Raw genomic sequence first — 23,987 nt, 5'->3', positions numbered from 1 at the left:
GGGTTGCGGGCACGTGGGCAGGGCAGTTGAACTTCCGGCGTCAATTCACGACGAGGACCGGATCCATCGATAGGCTTCATCCCACTCAACGAGCGGCAACTGACCGATGTGGTGATAGAGGTACTCGAAGCGCTTGTCGTGCAGCAGGTCCGACATGTCCTTGAGGGCGGCTTCTGGATTGACGACTCTGAGAAGTCCGATGCCAGCGTCGATCTTCACGACCTTGAACTCAATGCCGGGGGAGGCGGCCAGTTCGAAGGCGACCTTCCACACATCGCCGAACCACGCGCCCTTCGAAATGTTCGGGACATGTTCGCTGATGGCATCGTCGGGCAGCATGTCATGGATGGCCACCCAGCCGCCTGGCTTCAGGCATTTGATGGCATTGGCAACGTCCCGATGAACTTGCTCGTACACGTGCAGACCATCTATGAAGATGACATCGAATTGCGTCGTGTTCTTTGCGAAGAAATCGTCGCTGTATTCCTTGTGCGTTCCGCCTGATTCCGGGTCGACGCCGATCTTGTTGATCATGGGGACGGCATCAAAACAGAGATTGCCTTGGCAGCCGATTTCCAGATAGTTTCCATCGAGCTTCGTGGCGCACAGCAGGTTGACGAGTGCAACCCTGTTGAACCGAATGCTGGTCCATTTCCAGTCAAACGACTTCTTGAACGGCAGCGTTGGAGACTCTTTTCTGGAGAATATTTTCATCATGGCAGTGGGTCGGGTGGTGCCGGAGTTAACGAAATTGCGCGGACCGGTGAAGGAGTCGGTCAATCCGATCCGACCTCTTCTGCGACGGCAAATTGCTTGCGGTACAGCGCCGCGTAGGCGCCATCCTTTGACAATAGTTCTTGGTGGGTGCCGGATTCAACGATCTCCCCTTTTTGAAGCACAACGATTCGGTCGGCCTTTTCAATCGTCGACAAGCGGTGCGCAATGACCAACGAGGTCCGGCCCTGCATCAGCGTCTCGAGTGCTGCCTGAACATGGTGCTCCGATTCACTGTCCAGAGCCGATGTCGCTTCATCCAGGATGAGTATCGGGGCGTTCTTCAGAATGGCTCGCGCAATGGCAATGCGTTGCCGCTGCCCGCCCGATAGCTTGACCCCTCGCTCGCCCGCGGGAGTATCCAGGCCTTCCGGCAACTCGCGAATGAACTCCATCGCGTGCGCAGCGGTGGCGGCCGCGATGATTTCCGCTTCGGAGACCTCGCGCATCTGACCATAGGCGATGTTGGCGGCAATGGTGTCGTTGAACAAGACCACATCCTGGCTCACCAAGGCGATGTTGGATCGAAGACTGACCAATGTGAGGTCTGCCACATCGTGGCCGTCCAGGGTGATACGTCCGCTCGAGGGTTGGTAGAAGCGCGACACCATGTTGGCCAGCGTGCTTTTCCCGCTGCCTGATGCGCCGACAAGCGCGATGGTCTGGCCAGCTGGCACCGTCAGATTGATGTTGTTCAGCGCAAGCTTGTCGTCTTCCCGGTAGGACAGGCTGACATTTTCAAAGCGCAGATCGCCCTTGGCACGACCGAGGGCGAGTCTTCCTTCATCGACTTCACCGGGCGTGTCCAGAAACTCGAAGATGCTTTCCGATGCGGCCAGTCCTCGCTGCAGGAATTCGCTCACCCCCGTCATGCGTTTGATCGGGGCGGTCAGCATCAGCATGGCAGCGATAAAGGAGAGGAATCCACCAACCGAGGTCTCGTCGTTTTTCGACTGCACGATCGCAAGATGGACGATGATGGCCAGCGCGATTGCCGCAATCATCTGCACGATCGGCACGTTCGCCGCCGCTGCGATGGCCTGCTTCATGTTCGACTGGCGCACCTTGTTGGTCTTTTCGTGAAAGCGCGCACTTTCGTATTGCTGGCCGCCGAACAGTTTGACGACCTTGTGGCCGGTGATGCTTTCCTCGATGACCTGGGTGATGGACCCCATCGCGCGCTGTGAATCCCGGTTGGCGGTCCGCAGGCGCTTGTTCAGCTTCCCGATGATCACGGCAATGATGGGAAACATGATCAGGCTGAGCAGTGTGAGCTTCCAGTTCAGGTAGAACAACCACGCCAGCAGGGCGACGATGACGATGGTGTCGCGGACGAGCACGGTCACGACGTTGGTGGCTGCCGCAGTGACGTGCATCACATCGTAGGAGATCCTCGAGATGAGATGGCCGGTGGAGTGGTCGTCGTAGAAGCGTGCGGGGAACGTGAGCAGCTTGCTGAACATTTCCTTGCGCAGGTCCATCACCAAGCGGTCTCCCAGCCAGCTGATGGCATAGGTGCCGAGAAATGAGGAGATCCCGCGAACCAGGAAGATCAGCAGGATGATGAGAGGGGTGTAGCGGATGATGACATCGTTCTTGTGGACGAATGTGCCATCCAGCATGGGCTTCAAAAGTGCCGGGAGCATGGCTTCCGTGGATGCGGTGACGGCCATGCAGACCACGGACACGGAGAACACGCGCCAATACGGCTTTACATAGGAGAGCAGGCGCAGATAGAGCTGAGAGCTTGTCATTTTCATGTCGAGGGAATCCTGATCGCTTCGCGTTTTCTGTCGGTCTCAGCTTGAATGGTCAGGTACAACGTCAACGTCTCCGTCCAGACACCGGGCCGAGATCGTAAACCCGCGCGTGGCTCGCGCGACTGGAGACTCCATGATCACCTGCTACCTGCGCTACACCCTCGACCCGTACAAGCTCAAGGAATTCGAGCACTACTCGAAGCTCTGGATCCCGCTGATCGAGAAGTTCGGCGGCACGTACCACGGCTGCTTCCTGCCCTCGGAGGGGCCCAACAACATCGCGGTGACGCTGTTCTCCTTCCCCTCGCTGGCCGAATACGAGCAATACCGCAAGAAGTCGTTCAAGGACGCCGACTGCCAAGCCGCCTTCCAGTACGCCAATGACACGCGCTGCTTCCTGAGCTACGAGCGCAGCTTCATGCGCCCGGTTTTCAAGGCCTGAGCAAGCGCCCGCCCGGCATCCGCTTGCGGTGCAGGCCTACACGGACAGTTGGTCGGTTCTGATCGAATGCCCGCACGGTGGTGCCCAGAATGCGATCACCCTAGCTCGTAAGGAGACTCGCATGAACGCAAACACCTTGTTGGCCGGTCTTGTGGCCGCTGCCTCTGTCGGCCTCGCCGGCTGCGATGTGCAGAAGACCCAGGAAGGCGACGTGACCCTGCCGAAATACGAAGTGGCGAAGAAGGAAGACGGCAATGTGACCGTTCCGAAGTACGACGTGACGGCGCCCGACGTGAAGGTCACCCAGAAGGAGACCGAGGTCACCGTGCCCAAGATCACCACCGAAAAGGAAACGATCAAGGTACCGTCTGTCGACGTGAAGACCGGCCAGGAAAAGGCCCGCGAAGAGGGCAAGTAAGCTCATCCCGGCCGACGGCCGAGGCGCTCAGACTTGGCCGGTCGGCTGAGCCAGCGGCACGGGCATGTCGGCCGCCACTACGTCGATGTGCGTGGCGGCCCGGCCCGTTGCCGTGGCGAAGGTCAGCGTGATGCCGAACCCTCGTCCCTCCAGCCCGGACCCCACGTCCAGCGACGCCTGGTGCAGGTTGGCGATGCGTGCCACCAGCGACAGGCCGATGCCGCTCCCCCGGCCCGGTGTGCCGGGCACCCGGTAGAAGCGATCGAAGATGCGCCCGTGTTCGGTCTTGGGCACGCCCGGGCCGTCATCCCGCACGCTGAGCGCGACGCTGCGCTGGCCGTCCTGCAGCTCCTGCTCGCGGCAGACCACTTCCACCCGTGCCCCAGGGCCGGCGTAGCGCAGTGCGTTGTCGATCAGGTTGCGCAGCAGCACGCCGATGGAGTCGACGTGGATGCGCGCGTGGCAAGGCTCGGCGCGCAGCTGCAGGCGCTGGTTGGCGGTTTGCGCGGTGGCGTCGTAGTCGCGCACCACCAGCGAGACGATCTCGTGCAGCGGCACCGGCGGGCGGCCGCCCGGGTGCTCGATCGCATCGAGCCGGGCCAGGTCGAGCAGCTGCTCGGTGAGGCGCGCGGTGCGCTCGATGCCGCTGATGAGCGGGGCGAGCGAGGCATGGCTCTCTTCCAGCGTGGTGGCCGACTTCACCAGCTGGGCCTGCGCCATCAGCGCGGCCAGCGGCGTGCGCAGCTCGTGCGCCGCATCGGCGAGGAAGCGCCGCTCGCCCTGGAGCGCCGATTCGAGCCGCAGCAGCTGGGCGTTGAAGGCTTCCACCAGCGGCTTCACCTCGGTGGGGAGGTCGTGCACTTCGAGCGGCGTGAGGTCGAGCGGGTCGCGCTCCTCGATGGCCTGGCGTGCGGCCTGCACCGGGGCGACCGACCAGCAGATGATGGCCCACGTCACCCCCGCAAGCAGCGCCATCAGCAGCAGGATGGTGCCGATGCTGTAGCCCAGCCACAGCTTGATGAGGCTCAGGAGCTGCGGCTGCGACTTGCCCACCTGCACCTGCAGGCGGCCGCTGGCGTCGTTGATGGTGTACACGCGCCACTCGACGCCTTTCACCTCCACGCCATGGAAGGCCTCGGGCTGGTCGAAGCTCAGCGGGGCCCAGGGCTCGACCGGTGAATTCGACGAACGCAGCACCGATCGGCCGTCGCGTGCCCACACCTGGAAGCTCAGGAGCTGCGGCTGCACATGCACCTGCGAGGGCAGCTTGAACGCGGGCTCGCTCGAGCCGCCCGGGTGCAGCGCCGGCATCGACATCAGGATCTGCTGGCCCACGGCCTGCATCGACGCATCCCAGCGGTTGTTCTGCTGGCTCGACATCAACATCGCCTGCACCGCGAACCAGGCACCCCAGAAGCCGAGGCTTGCGACCATCAGGCCGATGAGCAGGCGCACGCGCATGGAGCTGGCTTTGAGGATCTTCATGAGTTGAGCTTGTAGCCGTGGCCATGCACGGTGACGATGAGGTCGTCGCCGAGCTTCTTGCGCAGCTGGTGCACGTAGACCGCGACGGTGTTGCTTTCGATCGAGCTTTCGCCGCCGTAGACCGCTTCCTCGAGCTGCTGGCGGGTGACCACGCGGCCCTGGCGCTCCATCATGGCCAGGAGCGTGCGGTATTCATGCAGGCTCAGGCTCACCGGCTCGTCGTCGCGCGTCACGCTGCGGGTGGCCGGGTCGAGGCGGATGTGGCGGGCTGTCAGCACCGGGGCCACGCGGCCCTGGGCGCGGCGCAGCACGGCGCGCAGGCGGGCGGCGAGCTCGTCGGGCTGGAAGGGCTTGACGAGGTAGTCGTCGGCGCCGGCGTCGAGGCCGGCGATGCGGTCGGAGAGCTGGTCGCGGGCGGTGAGGATGATCACCGGCGTGGTGTCGTAGCGCTCGCGCACGCCGCGCAGCACGGTGAGGCCGGAGCCGCCGGGCAGGTTCAGGTCGAGCAGCACCGCCGAGTAGGCGTGGTCAGACAGGGCCAGGCGTGCGGCCGGGGTGTCGGGCGCGTGGTCCACGCGGTATCCGGCGCGGGTGAGCCCGGTGACCAGGGCCTCGGCCAGCATGGCGTCGTCTTCGACCAGCAGCAGTTGCATGACGCGGAGATATGAATACTTGTTGAAGCGAGACCGCAGTGTGCCTGGGGTGGCATTAACAACTTTTTAAACCGCGCCGTCCAGCATGAGGGCCATCGACACGGGAGATCCACATGATGAACGCCACGAGCACCACCCGCGAGCTTGCCCCACAAGGGACGTACGCCGCGGTCTATTTCCGCGAATGTTTCATCGATGAACTGGCCCGCGCCGCCTGGCGCGACCCGGTGCAGTACCGGCGCGAGATGCTGCCGGCCGGCTCGAAGCTGCGGACCGTGCTCGACGAGGCGGCCAAGGTCTCGGGCTGGAGCCGCCCGCAGGCGCCCGACCGGGCGCACGGCGTGGCGCTCTCGGCCGTGCGCGGTGCGGTGGCGGCCCATGTGGCCGACGTGCGGGTCGACGAGGCCGGCGAATGCCACCTCGAGCGCGTGGTGATCGTGCTCGACGGTGCGCCGGAGGCGGCGGCCGAGCTGGCGCGCGAAGGCGTGGCGCCGGCGGTGGCCAATGCGCTGGCGCAGCTCAGGGCCCGCCACGATGACGAGGTGTCGACATGACCACGACCGCACGCAAGGTGGTTTCGTTCGCGACCATGATGGTGCTGTCTCAGAGGCGGCACGAGGCGCGCATGGCGGGCAACACGCCGCAGTCCTCAGACACCGCCCAGCGCGAGAGCGCCATGCGGCACACGCTTCAGAAGATGAACGGCACGAAGCGCTTGCTTGTCCGCATGTACCCCGCGTAAGCCTCGCCGAAGTGCGCGAGGCACTCGGCCTCGTCGCGCAGCGCGGTGATGACGAGCGCGATGCTCGCCACCGCGGTGAGCAGGGCGGTCGCCGCGTTGATGTCTTTCAGGAAGGCCCCCCAGGCCAGGTAGAGCAGGGCGGCGTACATCGGGTGGCGGATGTAGCGGAAGGCGCCGCTCGTGACGAGCGAGGAGGTCTTCTCGAAGGCAAAGAGCTCGGCATCGGCGCGCTGCTCGCTCGGCCGGCCGATGCGTTTCAGCATCTGCACCGCATGGATGGCGAGCGAGAGCGAGGCGATGAGCAGCACCCACGAGACGACCTGCCGGGGCGAGAACGGGTCGACCGTCCACATCGGGAAGTTGAGGATCACCAGCGCCAGCATGCATTCCCAGGCGATGAAGCGCCAGAAGCCGTGGGAGCGCGGGTTGCGCAGCGCGTGGCGGGAGACGTAGGTGAAAAAGGCCGTGCCGGCCAGGAAGATCAACAGTTCGGTCATGCCCACAATGCAAAGCGGCCCTCGAAGGGCCGCAGTGTCGCACCGAGTTCAGCGCGAGATCAGGCTTGGATCGCGCCGCCGCGCAGGGTGCTGCCTGCGCCGCTTGCAGAGTAGACGCCCGCCGAGCGGTCGCGCGGCATCAGCACGTCCATCGCGCGGTCGAGCGCGGCGGTGGCGCGGGCCAGCGATTCGCGCTGCGAGGCCACCAGGCCGCTGGCGAGCTTCAGCCGCTCGCGCAGTGGCGTGGGCACCGGGCCGCTGCGCGCGGCACGGGCGAAATGGTCGACCGCGCGGGCGAGCGCACGTTGCAGCTCGGTGGCGTGGTGTTCGATGGCCACGCTGTCGTTCTTGCGCAGCGATTCACCGAGCGAGGCGAGGTGGGTTTCCACCGCGGCCAGGGTGGTTTCGAGTTCGTCGGGGCCCGACATCTGGGCCGGCGTGTTCATGGTCTTGTTCACCGAAAGTCGTGTGGACCGTAAGCGAGCGTGCCCTTGTGGGGCACGCGGGTGGGTCAGTGTTGGGCCTTGCCCAGCACTTCGTGTGCGTTGGCGATCAGCCGGTCGGCGATCTTCTCGGCGTTGATCTCGAACTTGCCGTCGCTGATGGCCTGCGCGATGCGGGCGACCTTGTCGGCGTCGAAATCGGCGCTGGCACCGCCTTCGAGCAGCGACGACGCGGCGTTCGACAGCTCGACCTTGGCGCTCGGGTCGGCGGCGTTGTGCGCGCCGGCCTCCTGGGCCTTGGTCTCGGCCGGCTGGTTGCGCACCGGTGCGACCGGGGCGGCTGAGCCGGGTTTGTCTGCGGGATTGCCGATCTTCATCTTGGACTCCTTGGGCCTCTCAGAGACCCAAACCTTTCAACATGGACGGTGTATCGGCCCGCCCGCCGCTGACTTTAGGTTTTTCTTGCAGATTCTGAGTGCCCACTCGATTTTTCACAATGTGATCTCCAGCAGGCGGTCTGCCACGGGCAGACCCGACACGATGCGGCCGTTTTCGGTGCGCACGCGGGCCGGTTGGCCCTCCATCCCCGCGGTGATCGCCTCGCCGGAGCCGGCCACGGCGAAGTCGCCACCCACCACGCGGATGCGCACCTTGTCGCCGGCCGTGAACCACTGCCGCGGCTTGAGGCTGGTCTGCCGCAGGCTCTGGCCGGGGGTGACCGGCCTGGCGAGCGTGCGGCCGAGCAGCACATGCGCCTCGGTGATCGCAGGTTGAAACAGGTCTTCGGCCAGATTGACCTCGGCTTGACGGAAATCTTCTGCCGCGAGCACATGCCCGGCCGGCAGGACTGAGGTTGAGACCAGCCCCGGGCCGTAGACGTTCACCGTCAGCGGCAGGTAGACGTTCCAGTTCGTGACGCCTTTCACGCAGCGCAGGCCCACGCGGGTCTTGCCCCAGAGGCGGGCGCCTTGCGGCAGGTAGGGCTGCACCTCGTCGCAGGCGGCCAGGCGCAGCCGGCTGTCGAGCTGGCCGGCCACCACGTCATGGCGGCCGACACCGGCCTTCTTCAATTCGGCAAGGGCAAAACGCTGTGCTGCGGCCACCCAGGCTTCAGTTGCGACCTGGGCGTGCGCCGCCACCCCGCCGGCGATCAGCCAGGCGAAGAAGAAAAGGCGCAGCAGAGGCAAGAGGGTCTTGTCCACGCTGCCAATGTAGGGCGCGATATGCCCACGTGAGAGTCGGAATAGCGCGGCAATCGGGCGTCTATTCCCGCTTATGTTTTGAAACACGCTGCCCACAATCCCTTCACATCGCCCACCTGGGTTTGCGGGACAGCACCATGCTGAACAAACTGACGAGCACGCTCGATTTCCACGGCCAGGCGCTGAGCCTGCGCTCGGAGCGCCAGCGCCTGATCGCCAGCAACATCGCGAATGCCGACACGCCCAACTATGTGGCGCGTGACCTGGACTTCGCCTCGGCGCTGAAGCAGGCCACCGGCGCGCAACAGGGCGGGGCGGCCCTCAAGGCGACGCAGCAGGGCCACATCGCCCTCGGCAGCACCGAGTCGGCCGTGCAGAGCAACTTGCTGTACGCCACCCCCAGCCAGACCAACCTCGACCGCAACACGGTCGACATGGACCGCGAGCGCGCCAACTTCGCCGACAACTCGGTGCGCTACGAAGCCACGCTGCGTTTCATCAACGGCAACGTGCGCACGATGCTCGACGCGATCCGCGGCGGGCAGTGAGCCAGTTAAGGAGCTGAAATGAGCATGTTCCAGATCTTCAACGTGAGCGGCAGCGCGGTGAGCGCCCAGTCGCAGCGCCTGAACGTTGTGGCCTCCAACCTCGCCAACGCCGACACCGTCGCCGGCCCCGATGGCCAGGCCTACAAGGCACGCCAGGTCACCTTCCAGACCGAGCTGATGGGCCAGCCCGGCATGCAGCCCGCCGGTGCTGCGGCCGGCGTGAAGGTCAGCACCATCAGCGAAGACCAGACCCCCGGCCGCCGGGTGCACGACCCCAAGCACCCGAGTGCCGATGCCGAGGGCTACGTCACCTACAGCAACGTGAACGCGGTGGAGGAGATGGTCAACATGATCTCGGCCTCGCGTTCGTACCAGAACAACGTCGAAGTCATGAACACGGCCAAGACGCTGCTGCTCAAGACGCTGCAGATGGGCCAGTAAGGCTCGCTGAAGAAGGAACCCCACCATGGCCGTCTCCAACGTCCAATCCGCCTACGACAAGCTCAACGCCAAGAGCGGCGTGCAGACCGCCAACGAAGCCGGCGCTGCCGACCGCTTCCTCAAGCTCTTGGTGGCGCAGATGCAGAACCAGGACCCGCTGTCCCCCATGGACAACGCGCAGGTCACGAGCCAGATGGCGCAGATCCAGTCGGTCACCGGCATCGAGAACCTCAACAAGACCGTCCAGGGCCTGTCGGGCCAGTTCATGCAGATGCAGGCGCTGCAGGGCGCGCAGCTCATCGGCCGCGAGGTCATCGTGCCGGGCAACAAGCTGACCATCGAGAACGGCCGGGCCGAAGCCGGCTTCGAGCTCAACACCGCCGCCGACAACGTGAAGATCGAAGTGCTGGGCCCGAGCGGCCACGTGCTGGACACCTTGAACCTCGGCGCGCAGTCGGCGGGCGCGCACGACTTCACCTGGAACGCGGGCACCAACGCCACCGCCACCGGCGTCACCTTCCGCGTGACGGCAATGAGCGGCAGCACGAAGCTCGACTCGACCCCGCTGATGCACGACACCGTGACCGCGATCAACACCTCCGGCGACAGCCTCACCCTCGAACTGAAGAACTCCGGCAACGTGGCCTACAGCCAGGTCAAGGCCTTCAACTAACTCATCAGGAATTCACCATGAGCTTCCAACAAGGACTTTCCGGCCTGAACGCTGCGAGCAAGAACCTCGAGGTCATTGGCAACAACGTCGCCAACGCCAACACCTTCGGTGCCAAGGCCTCGCGCGCCGAGTTCGGCGACATGTACGCCTCGGCGCTGGCCGGCAGCGGCAACGCCATCGGCATCGGCGTGAACCTGCAGGCGGTCACGCAGCAGTTCAGCCAGGGCAACATCACCACCACCGCCAACGCGATGGACCTTGCCATCAACGGCAGCGGCTTCTTCGAAGTGCGCGTGAACGGCCAGACCCAGTACACCCGCAACGGCCAGTTCCAGATCAACAAGGACGGCTACATCGTCACCAACCAGGGCGGCCAGCTCCTCGGCTACCCGGCCGACGGCAACGGCGTGATCCAGCCCGGGGTGGCTTCTCCGCTGCAGCTGCCCACCGCCGGCATCGAGCCCGCGGCGACGACCGAGATCGCAATGGAAATGAACCTCGACTCGCGCGCCGCCACCACGCTGCCGGCCACGACGCCGATGGTCAACTTCAGCGATGCGCAGACCTACAACAACGCCACCTCGCTGACCGTCTACGACCAGCGCGGCCAGGACGTGGCGCTGACCTACTACTTCCAGAAGGCCGGCACCGACACCTGGAACGTCTTCGTCACCGCCAACGGCACCTCGGTGTCGGTCGACGGCGCCGGCGACCCGGCCCCGGTGACGACCATGACCTTCCCGACCAGCGGTGGTGCCCCCACCGCGCCCACGGGCCCGATCACGCTCGACATCCCGGCCTCGACCAACGCCGCCGGCGCGCAGACGCTCGCCATCCCCGGCATCCAGCTCGACCTGACGGCGGCCACCCAGTACGGCGCCGGCTTCGGCGTCACCAACCTCACGCAGGACGGCTATGCCCCGGGCCAGCTGTCGGGCCTGTCGATCGAATCCGACGGCATCGTGATGGCCACCTATTCCAACGGCCAGTCCAAGCCGGCCGGCCAGATCGAGATCTCGACCTTCCGCAACACGCAAGGCCTGCGCCCCCTGGGCGGCAACCTCTGGGCGCGCACCTACGAGTCGGGCGACCCGGTCGTGGGCACGCCGGGCCAGGGCAACCTCGGCGTGCTGCAGGCCGGCGCGCTGGAAGACTCCAACGTCGACCTGACCGCCGAGCTCGTGAACATGATCACCGCGCAGCGCGTGTACCAGGCGAATGCCCAGTCCATCAAGACGACGGACCAGGTGCTGCAGACGCTGGTGAACCTGCGCTGATCGAACTGAACGCTAACGGGAGCTCGCCATGGATCGGATGATCTATCTCTCCATGTCTGGTGCGAAGGCCATGATGCAGCGCCAGGACACGCTGGCCAACAACCTGGCCAACGTCTCCACGCCGGGCTTCCGCGCCGAACTGCAGGCCTTCCGCGCCGTGCCGGTGCAAGGCAGCGGGGCGAGCACCCGGGTCTACACGCTGGAGACGACGCCCGGCTTCGACGCCACCCCCGGTGTCATCACCAACACCGGCCGCAACCTCGACGTCGCGGTCAAGGGCAACAGCTGGTTGAGCGTGCAGTCGCTCGACGGCACCGAGGCCTACACCCGCGGCGGTGCGCTGGACCTCACCGCCGAAGGCACGCTGGTCACGCGCAGTGGCCTGCCGGTGATGGGCGATGGCGGCCCGATCCAGGTGCCGCCCAACAGCGAGGTCAGCATCGCGCCCGACGGCACGATCTCCGCGAAGAACGGCGCCACCGGCAAGACCACCGCGGTGGGCAAGTTGAAGCTCGTGACGCCGACCGACGACACGCCGCTCGCGCGCGGTGCCGATGGCCTCTTCCGTGCGCCCGATGGCGACCTGGAAGCCGACGCCACCGCCCGCGTGCAGGACGGTGCGCTCGAAGGCTCGAACGTGAGCGCCGTCGAGACGATGGTCTCGATGATCACCGCGGCCCGCCAGTTCGAGGCCCAGATGAAGATGTTGCAGACCGCCGAAGGCGACGAAAAAGCTGCAGCTCAGTTGCTCTCCATGAGCTGATAGGAGTACCCGCCATGATGCGTTCCCTGTGGATTTCGAAGACCGGCATGGAGGCCCAGCAGACCCAGCTGGACCACATCTCGCACAACCTCGCCAACAGCGCGACCAACGGCTACAAGAAGTCGCATGCGGTCTTCGAAGACCTCATGTACCAGAACCTGCGCCAGGCCGGCGCCAACAGCAGCGAGCAGACCACGCTTCCCACCGGCCTGCAGGTCGGCCTCGGCACGCGCGCCGTCGCCACCAGCCGCAGCTTCAGCCAGGGCAACCTGCAGCAGAGCAGCAACCCGCTCGACGTGGCGGTGCGCGGCAGCGGCTTCTTCGAAGTGCAGATGCCCGACGGCACCACCGGCTACACGCGCGACGGCTCGTTCCAGGTCAATGCGCAGGGCCAGCTCGTCACCAACAACGGCTATCTCGTGCAGCCGGGCATCACGGTGCCGCAGAACGCCCTGAGCGTGTCGATCGCGGCCGACGGCACCGTCACCGCCAGCATCCCCAACCAGACCACGCCGCAGGCGCTGGGCACGCTGCAGCTCGTGAACTTCGTCAACCCGGCCGGCCTCGAGCCCAAGGGGCAGAACCTCTACACCGAGACCGCCGCCTCGGGCACGCCCACCGCCGGCACGCCGGGCCAGAACGGCCTGGGCGCCTTGCAGCAGGGCTTCGTCGAGACCTCGAACGTGAACGTCGTGGAAGAGCTGATCGGCATGATCCAGACGCAGCGCGCCTACGAGCTCAACTCCAAGGCCATCCAGACCTCCGACCAGATGCTGCAGAAGCTCGGTCAGCTTTGATGTTCTTTCGTGCATCGCCCATGAGACTCGCCCTGATCGCCGCTGCCGCTGGCCTCTTGCTCGCCGGCTGCGAGACCCCGTACCTGCTGCCCAAGGTCGATGTGGCCGGCTCGGCCAACCGCCTGCGCCCGCAGCCGGTGCCCACGCCGCCGGCCAACAACGGCTCGATCTACCAGGCCGCGCAATACCGGCCGCTCTTCGAAGACCACCGCGCACGCCTGGTGGGCGACACGCTCACCGTGCAGATCGTGGAAAAGGTCGCAGCCAGCCAGAAGAGCACGAGCTCCATCGACAAGACCGGCTCCATCGGCGGTGGTGTCTCCGCACTGCCCGGCGTGCATGCCAAGGCCTTCGCCCGCGCGGCGGTCGAGGGCAGCTCGACCAACACCTTCGAAGGCAAGGGCAGCACCGAGAACACCAACGATTTCTCGGGCGTGATCACGAGCGTCGTGATCGATGTCATGCCGAACGGCCACCTCGTCATCGCCGGCGAGAAGCAGATCGGCGTGAACCAGAACGTCGACGTGCTGCGTTTCTCGGGCCAGGTCGACCCGCGTTCCATCCAGCCGGGCAACACCGTGCAGTCGGTACAGATCGCCAACGTGCGCATCGAGCACCGCGGCCGCGGCGCCCAGGCCGACGTCAACGGAATAGGGTGGCTGGGCCGCTTCTTTTTGAACGTTATGCCGTTCTAAAGAATTCCAGAATGGTGACAGGAGCCCCCTGCCACCATGCAAACCACCCGCGAACAACTTCTTGAAGCCCTGATCAAGGCCTTGATCGCCCTCACGGTGGTCATGGCCAGCGCAGCGCTCTGGTGGCCGGCCACGGCACACGCCACCCGCATCAAGGAAGTCGCGTCCATCCAGGGCGTGCGCAGCAACCAGCTGGTGGGTTACGGCCTCGTCGTCGGCCTCGACGGCACCGGCGACCAGACCACCTCCGCCCCCTTCACCGCGCAGAGCCTCTCGGCGATGCTGCAGCAGATGGGCGTGACCATCCCGGCCGGCACCAACCTGCAGGTCAAGAACGTGGCGGCCGTGATGGTCACCGCGCAACTGCCCCCCTTCGCCCAGCCGGGCCAGACGCTCGACGTGGCCGTCTCCTCGCTCGGCAACGCCAAGTCGCTGCGCGGCGGCACGCTGATCATCACGCCGCTCAAAGGTGCCGACGGCCAGATCTACGCGCTCGCGCAAGGCAACCTGATCGTCGGCGGCGCCGGGGCCTCGGCCGCCGGCTCCAAGGTGCAGATCAACCACCTGAGCGCCGGCCGCATCCCCGAAGGCGCGACCGTGGAGCGTGCCGTGCCGACGCCGCTCAACCAGGGCCGCACGCTGCAGCTCGACCTCAACGCGAGCGACTTCACCACCGCACGCGAAGTGGCCCGCGCCATCAACGCCAAGATGGGCGACGGCACCGCCCAGGCGGTGAACGGCCGCGTGGTGCGCGTCAACATGCCCGAGTCGCAGGACATGCGGGTGGGCTTCCTCGCCGACATCGAAAACCTGCCGCTGGAGCTGGCCACGCCCTCGGCCAAGATCGTGATCAACGCACGCACCGGCTCGGTGGTGATGAACCAGGCGGTGACGCTCGGGGCGTGCGCGGTGGCGCACGGCAACCTGTCGGTGACGATCAACACCACGCCGGTGGTGAGCCAGCCGGCACCGTTTTCCAAGGGCGAGACGGTGAAGGCCGAGAAGGCCGACATCACCATCAAGCAGGAGCCCGGTGCGCTGATCCAGATGCCCGCAAGCGCCAAGCTCGCCGACGTGGTGAAGGCGCTGAGCGCGCTGGGTGCCACGCCGCAAGATCTGCTGGCGATCCTTCAGGCGATGAAGACGGCCGGTGCCTTGCAGGCCGAGATCGAGGTCATCTGAAGATGGGCGTCAACAGCAACCTCCCCATCGGCGACCCGCGCGGCGTCGCCAACCTGCGCCACACCGCCAACAGCGACCCGAAGGCGGCGATCCGGGAAGCGGCCAAGCAGTTCGAAGGCATCTTCATGCAGCAGCTCATGAAGAGCATGCGCGATGCCCAGGTGAGCTCCGGCATGCTCGACAACTCGGGCACCAAGCTCGGCACCGAGATGCTCGACCAGCAGTTCGCCACCCAGATGACGGGTTTGCGCGGCGGCCTGTCGGACGTGATCGCCAAGCAGCTGGAGCGCCAGCTGGGCGACCCGCTCGCCAACATCGCCGCTGACGCGGCCAAGGCCTCGGTCGAGCGCAGCAACCTCGCAAGAGAGGGTGCCAAGTCCGACGCCAGAGACATCGGCAAGGAAACCCCCGCCACCTCCGCGTCGCTTTCCGGCCTGCAGGGCAAGGACCGCCAGATGGGTTTCCTGAGGCTGCACGGCGACGCCGCCAAGGCCGCTGAGGCCGCCACCGGCATTCCGGCCAACTTCATGGTGGCGCAGGCCGCGCACGAGTCGGGCTGGGGCCGCCACGAGATCAAGCACCGCGATGGCTCGACCTCCTTCAACGTGTTCGGCATCAAGGCCGGCGCCAACTGGAAGGGCCCGGTCGCCGAGGTCACGACCACCGAATACATCAACGGCCAGCCGCACAAGGTGCGCGCGAAGTTCCGCGCCTACAGCAGCTACGAAGAGGCCTTCACCGACTACGCCCGGCTGATGAAGAACAACCCGCGCTACTCGAAGGTGGTGGAGAACAGCGCGTCTGCGCAGGGCTTCGCCCAGGGTTTGCAGAAGGCCGGCTACGCCACCGACCCGGCCTACGCGGACAAGCTGACCCGCATGATCAACACCACGCTGCGCCTGCAGCGTGCGATGGCCTGAAAGAGGAGAAGGCGACATGGGCGCATCCACCCTGATGGGCATCGGCACCCGCGCGATGGCGGCGAACTTCGCCTCGCTGCAGACCGTCGGCAACAACATCGCGAACGCCAACACGCAGGGCTACTCGCGCCAGGACGTGCAGCTGGAAACGGCCAAGGGCCAGTACACCGGCGCGGGCTTCTTCGGCCAGGGCGTGAACGTGACGACGGTGGTGCGCTCGTACGACCGCTTCCTCACCACGCAGGCTGCCAACACCAACTCGCTTGCAGAAGCCGACAAGGCCCGGCTCGACCAGCTCACCCAGCTCGAGAACGTGCTGCCGCTCGGCGAGGCCGGCATCGGCCATGCCGCGCGGCAGGTGCTCGATGCCTTCGTCGACGTGGCCAACAACCCGCAGGACGCGTCGGCCCGCCAGGTGGTCGTCACACGCGCCCGCGAGCTCGCGGCCCGTTTCCAGTCGGCCGGCGAGCAGCTCAACACGCTGCAGGGCGGTGTGTCGCAGGACCTCAAGTCCAACATCGACTCGGTCAATGCGCTCGCCCGGCAGGTGGCCGACCTCAACCGCCAGATCTCCGCGCTCAAGGGCGCCGGCCACTCGCCCAACGACCTGCTCGACCAGCGCGACCAGCTGGTGAGCGAGATCAGCGGCTACATCAACGTGAGCACCATCGAGGCCAACGACGGCTCGATGGGCCTGTTCATCGGCGGCGGCCAGTCGCTGGTGCTCGGCAGCGCGACCAATGCCCTCGTCGCCGCACCCGACCAGTTCGACCCGGCCAAGACGCAGCTTGCGCTGCAGGAAGGCGGCGTCGCCCGCCTGGTGCCCAACAACTCGATCGCCGGTGGCCGCATCGCCGGCCTGATCCGCTTCCAGAACGAAGACCTCACCGCGGCGCGCAACCTGCTCGGCCAGCTCGCCGTGGCGGTGAGCGGGGCCATCAACCAGCAGCAGTCGCTGGGCCTCGACGGCGGCCAGCCGGCGCGTGCCGGCGACCCGCTGTTCTCCATCGGCGCGCCGCGCACCCTGGCCTCGACCGAAAACGCCGGCGACGCGACCTTCAGCCTGGCGGTGAGCGACTTCACCCACGTGCAGGCGAGCGACTACGAGCTGCGCTTCGACGGCTCCAACTATTCGCTGACGCGCCTGTCCGACGGCTCCGCCGTGCAGGGCAGCCCGTTCGACCCGACGGCGCTCGCCGCCGGCGTGCAGGTCGAAGGCATGACGCTGCAGATGACCGCCGGCACGGCCTCGGCCGGCGACCGTTTCCTGCTGCAGGCCGTGGCGCAGGCCGCGCCCGACATGCGCTCGGTGATGACCGACCCGCGCGGCATCGCCGCCGCCTCGGCCGTGACCGGCACCTTCTCGGTCAACAACACCGGCACGGCACGCGCCGCCTCGCTCGGCGTGGTGGATGCCGCGGCCTACGACGCGACGCAGTCGGTGCGCATCACCTTCAACAACGACACCGGCGACTACAGCTACGACATGCTCGACGCGAGCAACACCGTCGTGTCGAGCGGCACGGGCACCTGGACGGCCGGCAGCCCGATCAACCTCAACGGCTTCTCGCTCTCGCTGAGCGGCGTGCCGCGCAGCGGCGACGTGATCAACGTCGGCCCGACCACCGCGCCCGCCGCCAACAACGGCAATGCGAACGCGTTCGTCGCGCTCGGCAACGCGCTCTTCATCGGCGCCTCGACGCTCTCTGGCGGCACGCTGGTGCCGGGCCGCAACATCACCGATGCGTACGCGAGCGCCTTGTCCGACATCGGCGTGCGGGTGCAGAGCGCACGCTCGTCGTCCGACATCTCCAACACCATGGCGCAGACCGCCGAGGCGGCGCGTGCCAACAAGGCCGGCGTCAACCTCGACGAAGAGGCGGCGCGCCTGATCCAGTTCCAGCAGAGCTACCAGGCAGCGGCCAAGATGCTGCAGGTGGCCACCTCCGTCTTCGACACCCTGCTCGAGATGACGGGCGGCTGATCGCTGGCACTTCGATGACCTGACCTGAGGCCTCACACCATGCGTGTCAGCACCGCCAACTCCTTCGACGCCAGCGTCGACTCGCTGATCAAGCGCCAGACGCAGCTTGCGACCGCGCAGGAGCAGCTCACCACCGGCAAGCGCGTCAACCGCGCGAGCGACGACCCGGCCGCCGCGGCGCGCGCCGAGCGAGCGCTGGCCGCGGAGAAACACACCGATGCGATGCAGCGCGCGGTGAACGCGAGCCAGAACGCGATGACGCTCTCGGAAAGTGCGCTCGGCGATGCGAGCGACCTGCTGCAGCAGATCCGCGAGGCGATGGTGGCCTCCGGCAACGGCAGCTACAGCGACCAGGAGCGCCGCGCGCAGGCCGACAAGATCGCGGGCCTGCGCACCCAGCTCCTCGCCGTGGCCAACCGCCAGGACGGCGCCGGCGCCTACCTCTTCGGCGGCCAGTCGCCCGACCATGCGCCGTTCCTCGACGCCGCCGGCGGCGTGACCTACCAGGGCACTGCCGGCCAGATCGATGCTGCCTCGGGCGACCCGCTCCCGCTCACCGTCGACGGCCGTGCCGCGTGGATGAGCGGGCGCACGGGCAACGGCGTCTTCACCACCGCGCCGAACGCGGCCAACACCGGCCAGTCGTGGGTCGACACCGGCCGTGTCACCAACCCGAGCCTCGTCACCGGCGACAGCTACAGCATCGTCTTCGCGGTGGCGGGCGGCGTGACCACCTATTCGGTGATGCAGAACGGCGCGCCCACGGCGATTGCCGGTGTGCCCTACGTGTCGGGCCGGGCCATCGAGATCGACGGCCTCTCGGCCACCGTGACCGGCGTGCCGGCCGACACCGACAGCTTCGAGCTGGCCCCGGCCACGTCCGACCTCAACATCTTCAACCAGATCGATGCCGCGGTGGCCGCGCTGAACACGCCGCTGCGCACGCCGTCGCAGATCGCCCAGACCAACTCGACCTACCTCGCCGCCGTGGATTCGGCGATGGCGCAGATGCAATCGGTGCGTGCGCAGGTGGGCGAGACGCTCGGCCGCATCGACAACGCCACCGGCCGGCTCGACGATCTGCGACTTGCTGCACAGACCGACCGTTCCAATGCCGAAGGCCTCGACATGGTGAAGGCGATTTCCGACTTCCAGAACAAGCAAACGGGCTACGATGCAGCGCTCAAGAGCTATTCGCTGGTCCAGAAGATGTCGCTCTTCAACTACATCACCTGATTCCACCCAAGCCAAGGGACGCGGCGCGTGAACGACACCACCATCCTGGGCCAAGTGGCCCTCGGTTATTCCCCCTTCATCGACCGCAGCCGTGCCGTCTCGGCCACGCGCCTGACCGTCGTGCCGCTGAAGCCCGATTCGACGCCCGACGTGGCCCAGCTGCTGCACGCCGTGGGCGGCGTGTGGCCCGCCGATGGCGGCAAGGCAGCGCTCAACGTGGTGAGCGAAAGCCTGCTGCAGGACCTGCTGCGCGCCTCGCCTTCGGCCAACCTGATGGTCGAAGTGCCGGCCTTCATGGCGGTCGACCCGTCCAACATCGTCGCCCTGCAGAACCTGCACGCCGCCGGTACCACCCTGCTGATCAAGGGCCGTCCCCTGACCGAGCTGCCGCGCGAGGTGCTGCCGTGCTTCACCTATTCGATCATCGACCTGGCCGACGACCGCCGCGTCAACGAAGCCAGCGCCACGCCGCCGGCCGGTGTCATCCGCAACATTCCCCATGTGCAGGCGGGCGTGCGCACGCTCGCCGAGATGGAAGCGAGCTTCACGCGCGGCGCCGCCGCGGTGCTGGGCTGGCCGATCGACGACGCGATCGAGCAGGCCGCGGCCAAGAGTGGCGGCAAGCAGCCGCAGACGGAAATGCAGGTGATCGTCGAGCTGATCCAGCGCGTCGACAAGCAGGAGCCGATCGAGAAGCTCGAAGGCACGCTGAAGCGTGATCCGTCGCTCGCGTTCAAGCTGATGCGCTACATCAACTCGCCTGCGTTCGGGCTGCGCGTGGAGATCAGCTCGTTCCGGCACGCAATCATGATGCTCGGGTACCAGCGCTTGAAGCGCTGGCTGGCGCTGCTGCTCGCGACGGCGGGCAAGGACTCGAACATGAAGCCCGTCATGTTCGCGGCGGTTCGCCGTGGGCTGTTGATGGAAGAACTGGTGCGCTCTTCGGGCGATGAAGAGATGCGCAATGAGATGTTCATCTGCGGCGTGTTCTCGCTGCTGGACCGGATGTTCAAGCAGCCGTTCTCGGAGCTGCTGAAGACGATTCCGGTGCCGGAGCGCGTGTACCAGGCGCTGGTCGATGGCTCCGGGCCGTATCAACCTTACTTTGCGTTGGTGCAGGCGGTGGAGAACGAATCGCTGTACGACTTCCGGTCGGCGGCCGAGACGCTGATGCTCAGCGTGTCTGAGATCAATCGGTGTGTGTTGTCGGCGTTGACGGCGGCTTCGCAGGTCGAGTAGTCGACCGCTGCGTGAGGCGGCGCCTGCGAAGCTACCTGCTTCGCCTCGTGCTGGATGCGAGCTAGGGGGCTGCGTACACTCGGTTCATGTTCGATCCCAAGGCGCTGCGTCACTTCCTCGACACCCTGTCCGACGCAGTCCTGGTTCTCGATCGCAGCGCCCGTGTCTACCACGCCAACGCTGCTGCCCAGCGCTGGCTCGGTGTTGCAGCCGGAGCCTCGCTGCAAAGCCTTCAGGCCCGGCTCGGCGAGTCGCTGGTCCAGGCCACTCAGCAGGTCCTGAGCAAAGGCGTTCCCCGCTTGCACGCCGCCGCGCCTGCGTTGCCCGAGCACGTCGTGCTGGCCGATGGCACCTCGTGCACGGTGTCGCTGACCCCCCTCGAAGGCGAGCGCTGGGCCTTGCGCCTGGAGCCTCGGTCGACAGCCGTGGCCCGGCCTCCTGCACAAACGTCGTCGTTGTCGCAGGAGCTGCTGCGCCTGTTCTGGGAGTCGCCGTTCCCCGCCTGCCTGCAGGATGCCGACTTCCGCTTCATCCAGGTCAACCCCGCCTTCGCCGAGTTCACCGGCTTCTCCGCCGACTGGCTGATCGGCCGCGACCCGGTCGAGCTGCAGCCGATCGAAGACCGCGAGCTGAGCCTCGCGTACCGGGTGCAGACGGGCGCGATGTCCGAGCCCGGCCAGCCGTCGCGGCTGATGGAGCGCCGCCTGCTCCACGCCGATGGCCGCGAGCGCTGGTGCCGTGCCACTTGGCGCAAGTGGGTCGACGAAGCCGGGCAGACGCGCTACCTCTCCATCCTCCAGGACAGCACCGCCGAGCATGTGGCGCGCGAGCGGGCCGACCGCTCGGCGCGTGAGCTCGACGACTGGTTCGACCTCAGTCCGGTGGGCATGGTGCTGTTCGACGAACAAGGCCTGCTGGTGCGCACCAACCCCGCGTTCGAAGCGCTGGCGGGGCAGGTGCCGGTGCTGATGTCGGAGGCAGAGCCGGGGGTGCAGGCCTTGCTGTGCTGGCAGGACGGCCGGCCGCTCGCATCGCTGCAGCCGGGCGCGAGCCCGGTGGAGGCGCAGGCGTGGGTGACGCAGCCCGACGGCCCGGCGCGCCGCCTGCGCTCGGCCTTGCGCTGCTACCGCACCGCCAGCGGACAGCTGCGCTACATGGCCGTGGTGGAAGACCGCAGCGCCGAAGAGGAGCGCGACCTCGCGCAGATGCAGATCGGCGCGCTGATGGACACGGCAGGCGTCGGCCTCGCCACCTTCCAGGAATCGGGCGGCTGGGTGCAGCACGGCAGCGCCTTGCCACCGTCGTCGGGCGGTGAGCCGGCGGCCGCGTCGGCCTTGCAGTCGATCCGCCGCGAGGTGGTGCTGCCCGATTCGCTGCCCGAATACGAGCGTCTGCAGCAGGCGCTGCGACACGGCCAGCGCACCGAGGTGCGCTACGCCATCCGCCACCCTGAGCTCGGGCAGCGCTGGCTGCAGACGCGGGTCGAGCCGGCCACGCTGGCGTCGGGCAAGCGCACCACCTCGGTGGTGACGCTCGACGTGACGGAGCAGTACCAGTCGCAGCAGCGCAGCGACACGCTGCTGCGCGAGATGACCACCATCCTCGAGAGCACGACTGCCGGCATGGCCTACCTGCGCAGCGGCGTGCTGGTGCGTTGCAACAGCCGCTTCGAGGCGCTGCTCGGCGTGCGTGCCGGGCAGGTGGTCGGCTGCGGCCTGGCCGAGCTGTTCGCGAGCCAGCCCGAGGCGCCGAGCCTCGTCAGCGCGATCGAAGCCGCGCTCGCGGCCGACACGGTGTTCGAAGCCGAGCTGAGCTTTCACGTGCCGGGGGCGACCACGCAGTGGTGTGCGTTGACGGTGCGGCGCGCCGGGCCGGGCGGCGATGCGCTGGAGGCGATTGCGGTGCTGTCCGACATCACCCGGCTCAAGGCGCAGCAGATGGAGCTGGAAGCGCTGGTGCGCGACCGCGAGCTGATGTTCAGCCTGTCGGAAGTGGGCATCGCGTTCATCCGTGACGACCGCGTGCAGCGCGCCAACCAGGCCATGTGCCGGCTCGTGGGGCTCGATGCGAACGCGATGACCGGGCTGCCGACCTCGGCGCTGTATGCCAGCGAGGAGGAGTTCCTGCGCCTGCGGGCGATCACCCGCGCGTCGATGGACAAGACCGGGCGCTGGACGGGCGAGCGGCAGCTGCGCCGCCATGACGGCAGCCTGGTGTGGGTGCAGGTCAGCACGCGGCAGATCGACGACAACAATGCCGCCGAAGGGCTGATTGCGTCGTACGTCAACGTCGACGACCGCCACCGCGCGCAGCAGGCGGTGGCGCTGCAGGCCGAGCGCACGCGCGCGATCCTCGACTCGGTGCTGGTGGGCATCGTCACCGTGGGGCCGGGCGGCATCGAGTGGATGAACCGCTCGGCACGCCGCATGTTCGGTGGCGACCTGGCCGACTTCATCGGGCAGCCGATGAGCACGGTGGCGATGCCGGGCGACGAGCATCCCTTCCGGCAGACGCAGTACCTGCACGAGCTGGTCGAAGGCCAGGCCGAGACCTTCGAGTGCAAGGTCAAGGCGCGCGACGGCCGCGAGTTCTGGGTGGTGGGCAATGCGGTGGTCACCGGCCGCGAGTCGACCGGCCGCCAGCTCACCTATGCGCTGCTCGACATCGAGCGCCGCCGCCAGGCCGAGGCGCGCACGATCGAAGTGCAGGCCTCGCTGCAGCGGGTGATCGAGGCGGCACCGCTCGCGATCTCGCTCTTCGATGCGCAGACGCTGCGCGTCGTGCAGGCCAACCAGGCCGCGGCCCACAGCATCGGCCTTGCGCCCGACCAGCTGGTGGGGCGCACGCCGGAAGAGCTGTTCGAGCCGGCCGTGGCCGAGCGCTATCGCGCCGACATGATGCAGGCCTTGACCGCGGGCGCGGTGACGCAGCGCGAGTACCGCGTCGAGACCGACGGCGAGGCCCGTCTGTGGGACGCGCGTTACCTGCCGATGGCGGCCACGGGTGCGCCGCCCGACCAGCTGCTGATGGTGGCGACCGACGTGACCGAGCAGCGCGCTGCGCAGGAAGCGCGCTTCGAAGCCGCCATCGCGCAGCGCGAGATGCTGGTGAAGGAGGTGCACCACCGCATCAAGAACAACCTGCAGGGCGTGGCCGGGCTCCTGCAGCAGATCGGCGCGCGCAAGCCGGAGATGGCGTCGGCGATCAGCGAGGTGGTGGGCCAGGTGCAGGCGATCGCGCAGGTCTACGGCCTGCAGGTCGGCGCCACCGGGCCGCTGCGCGTGAAGAGCGTGCTGGAGGCCATCACCGGCTCGGTGCAGCGGACCTTCGGCCGCACCATCCGCCTCACGGTGGAAGGGCCGGCGCACCTGTGGGCCTTGCCCGAGGCCGAGAGCATCCCGATTGCGCTCACGATCAACGAGCTCTTGACCAACGCGGTCAAGCACAGCATGGCGATCGACGATCCGTCGGCCGTGCATTGCAGCCTGGCCTGCAGCGAGGGCCGGGTGCAGGTCGGCATTGCCAACCGCGGTCAGCTGCCGCCGGGCTTCAACCTCGCGCGCTACCCGGGCGGCGTGTCGGGGCTCGGCCTCGTGCGGGCCTTGCTGCCGCGGCGCAGCGCCACGCTCACGGTGGAGCAGCTGGGCGACGACGTGCTCGCCACGATCGTGCTGGTGCCACCCGGGGTCACGCGCATCGAGCCGGTCTGAGCACCTGCTCACGTTGACGCGGCGCGCGTCGCTTCAGCTGCTTACACCGTGCGCCCCGCGGCGCAAGGCTTTCAGCCACAATCGGCGCGAGTCGCTTGGGGTCTGG

The 23,987-nt window shown here is 67.1% G+C and carries 24 protein-coding genes; 16 read left to right on the top strand and 8 right to left on the bottom strand.

The window, feature by feature from the left end; all coding sequences use genetic code 11:
- Positions 1–45: 45 nt before the first annotated feature.
- The gene (locus JI745_RS07780; protein WP_236674939.1) at positions 46–780 is read right to left on the bottom strand and encodes a class I SAM-dependent methyltransferase; all 735 of its coding nucleotides are present in this window, start codon (positions 778–780) and stop codon (positions 46–48) included.
- Positions 777–2,534: a lipid A export permease/ATP-binding protein MsbA gene (gene msbA, locus JI745_RS07775; RefSeq protein WP_201805180.1), complete on the bottom strand. Its 1,758-nt coding sequence runs from the start codon at positions 2,532–2,534 to the stop codon at positions 777–779. The genes JI745_RS07780 and msbA overlap by 4 nt, the downstream gene beginning before the upstream one ends.
- A gap of 133 nt (positions 2,535–2,667) precedes the next feature.
- Between msbA and JI745_RS07770 the strand changes: the two genes are divergently transcribed.
- Positions 2,668–2,976, top strand: a complete 309-nt coding sequence (locus JI745_RS07770) for an NIPSNAP family protein (RefSeq protein ID WP_201805179.1) — start codon at positions 2,668–2,670, stop codon at positions 2,974–2,976.
- 121 nt (positions 2,977–3,097) lie between these two features.
- Entirely contained in the window at positions 3,098–3,394 is a 297-nt protein-coding gene (locus JI745_RS07765) for a hypothetical protein (RefSeq protein ID WP_201805178.1), read from the top strand.
- 27 nt (positions 3,395–3,421) lie between these two features.
- On the opposite strand, the gene JI745_RS07760 is transcribed toward JI745_RS07765, so the two are convergent.
- Both JI745_RS07760 and JI745_RS07755 read right to left on the bottom strand, forming a co-directional pair.
- Positions 3,422–4,879, bottom strand: a complete 1,458-nt coding sequence (locus JI745_RS07760; protein ID WP_201805177.1) for an ATP-binding protein — start codon at positions 4,877–4,879, stop codon at positions 3,422–3,424.
- Complete coding sequence (locus JI745_RS07755; RefSeq protein WP_201805176.1) at positions 4,876–5,532, bottom strand: response regulator transcription factor; 657 nt, start codon at positions 5,530–5,532, stop codon at positions 4,876–4,878. Before JI745_RS07755 ends, JI745_RS07760 begins: the two co-directional genes overlap by 4 nt.
- A 113-nt stretch (positions 5,533–5,645) precedes the next feature.
- Here JI745_RS07755 and JI745_RS07750 point away from each other — a divergent pair, with 113 nt between their 5' ends.
- Complete coding sequence (locus JI745_RS07750; protein WP_201805174.1) at positions 5,646–6,086, top strand: hypothetical protein; 441 nt, start codon at positions 5,646–5,648, stop codon at positions 6,084–6,086.
- Between the two features lie 136 nt (positions 6,087–6,222).
- Here JI745_RS07750 and JI745_RS07745 read toward each other — a convergent pair whose 3' ends face one another.
- The 4 genes from JI745_RS07745 to flgA all read right to left on the bottom strand — a co-directional run bounded on the left by JI745_RS07745 (position 6,223) and on the right by flgA (position 8,416).
- The gene (locus JI745_RS07745) at positions 6,223–6,771 is read right to left on the bottom strand and encodes an isoprenylcysteine carboxylmethyltransferase family protein (protein WP_236674938.1); all 549 of its coding nucleotides are present in this window, start codon (positions 6,769–6,771) and stop codon (positions 6,223–6,225) included.
- A gap of 59 nt (positions 6,772–6,830) precedes the next feature.
- A complete protein-coding gene (locus JI745_RS07740; protein WP_236674937.1) occupies positions 6,831–7,217 on the bottom strand; it encodes a hypothetical protein in 387 nt (128 codons plus the stop codon).
- 65 nt (positions 7,218–7,282) lie between these two features.
- Entirely contained in the window at positions 7,283–7,591 is a 309-nt protein-coding gene (flgM, locus tag JI745_RS07735; RefSeq protein WP_201805172.1) for a flagellar biosynthesis anti-sigma factor FlgM, read from the bottom strand.
- A gap of 114 nt (positions 7,592–7,705) precedes the next feature.
- Complete coding sequence (gene flgA / locus JI745_RS07730; protein ID WP_310738517.1) at positions 7,706–8,416, bottom strand: flagellar basal body P-ring formation chaperone FlgA; 711 nt, start codon at positions 8,414–8,416, stop codon at positions 7,706–7,708.
- Between the two features lie 137 nt (positions 8,417–8,553).
- On the opposite strand from flgA, the gene flgB reads away from it, so the two are divergent.
- The 13 genes from flgB (at position 8,554) to JI745_RS07665 (ending at position 23,881) form a co-directional block, all read left to right on the top strand.
- Positions 8,554–8,964 carry a flagellar basal body rod protein FlgB gene (flgB, locus tag JI745_RS07725; protein ID WP_201805164.1) on the top strand — a complete coding sequence of 137 codons (411 nt, stop codon included), beginning with the start codon at positions 8,554–8,556 and terminating at the stop codon, positions 8,962–8,964.
- A gap of 18 nt (positions 8,965–8,982) precedes the next feature.
- Complete coding sequence (gene flgC / locus JI745_RS07720) at positions 8,983–9,405, top strand: flagellar basal body rod protein FlgC (RefSeq protein WP_201805163.1); 423 nt, start codon at positions 8,983–8,985, stop codon at positions 9,403–9,405.
- Positions 9,406–9,430: 25 nt separating this feature from the next.
- Positions 9,431–10,078: a flagellar hook assembly protein FlgD gene (locus tag JI745_RS07715; RefSeq protein WP_201805162.1), complete on the top strand. Its 648-nt coding sequence runs from the start codon at positions 9,431–9,433 to the stop codon at positions 10,076–10,078.
- A gap of 17 nt (positions 10,079–10,095) precedes the next feature.
- Positions 10,096–11,355: a flagellar hook protein FlgE gene (gene flgE, locus JI745_RS07710; protein WP_201805161.1), complete on the top strand. Its 1,260-nt coding sequence runs from the start codon at positions 10,096–10,098 to the stop codon at positions 11,353–11,355.
- Between the two features lie 28 nt (positions 11,356–11,383).
- Entirely contained in the window at positions 11,384–12,118 is a 735-nt protein-coding gene (gene flgF, locus JI745_RS07705; protein WP_201805160.1) for a flagellar basal-body rod protein FlgF, read from the top strand.
- 14 nt (positions 12,119–12,132) lie between these two features.
- Entirely contained in the window at positions 12,133–12,915 is a 783-nt protein-coding gene (flgG, locus tag JI745_RS07700; protein ID WP_201805159.1) for a flagellar basal-body rod protein FlgG, read from the top strand.
- Between the two features lie 20 nt (positions 12,916–12,935).
- The gene (locus tag JI745_RS07695; RefSeq protein WP_201805158.1) at positions 12,936–13,610 is read left to right on the top strand and encodes a flagellar basal body L-ring protein FlgH; all 675 of its coding nucleotides are present in this window, start codon (positions 12,936–12,938) and stop codon (positions 13,608–13,610) included.
- Between the two features lie 102 nt (positions 13,611–13,712).
- Complete coding sequence (locus JI745_RS07690) at positions 13,713–14,792, top strand: flagellar basal body P-ring protein FlgI (RefSeq protein WP_310738746.1); 1,080 nt, start codon at positions 13,713–13,715, stop codon at positions 14,790–14,792.
- A 2-nt stretch (positions 14,793–14,794) separates the two neighbouring features.
- Positions 14,795–15,712 (top strand): flagellar assembly peptidoglycan hydrolase FlgJ, encoded by a 918-nt coding sequence (gene flgJ / locus JI745_RS07685; RefSeq protein WP_201805157.1) that lies wholly within the window; start codon positions 14,795–14,797, stop codon positions 15,710–15,712.
- Positions 15,713–15,728: 16 nt separating this feature from the next.
- Positions 15,729–17,696: a flagellar hook-associated protein FlgK gene (flgK, locus tag JI745_RS07680; protein ID WP_201805153.1), complete on the top strand. Its 1,968-nt coding sequence runs from the start codon at positions 15,729–15,731 to the stop codon at positions 17,694–17,696.
- A gap of 39 nt (positions 17,697–17,735) precedes the next feature.
- Entirely contained in the window at positions 17,736–18,932 is a 1,197-nt protein-coding gene (flgL, locus tag JI745_RS07675; protein WP_201805152.1) for a flagellar hook-associated protein FlgL, read from the top strand.
- 27 nt (positions 18,933–18,959) lie between these two features.
- Positions 18,960–20,171 (top strand): EAL and HDOD domain-containing protein, encoded by a 1,212-nt coding sequence (locus JI745_RS07670; protein WP_201805151.1) that lies wholly within the window; start codon positions 18,960–18,962, stop codon positions 20,169–20,171.
- Between the two features lie 86 nt (positions 20,172–20,257).
- Positions 20,258–23,881, top strand: a complete 3,624-nt coding sequence (locus tag JI745_RS07665) for a PAS domain S-box protein (protein ID WP_201805150.1) — start codon at positions 20,258–20,260, stop codon at positions 23,879–23,881.
- Positions 23,882–23,987 lie beyond the last annotated feature (106 nt).

Origin of the sequence: Piscinibacter sp. HJYY11 (genome assembly GCF_016735515.1) — a bacterium.
Taxonomy (GTDB): domain Bacteria; phylum Pseudomonadota; class Gammaproteobacteria; order Burkholderiales; family Burkholderiaceae_C; genus Rhizobacter.
The sequence above is the reverse complement of the archived record's forward strand: the minus strand, read 5'-3'. Positions and strand labels throughout refer to the sequence as shown.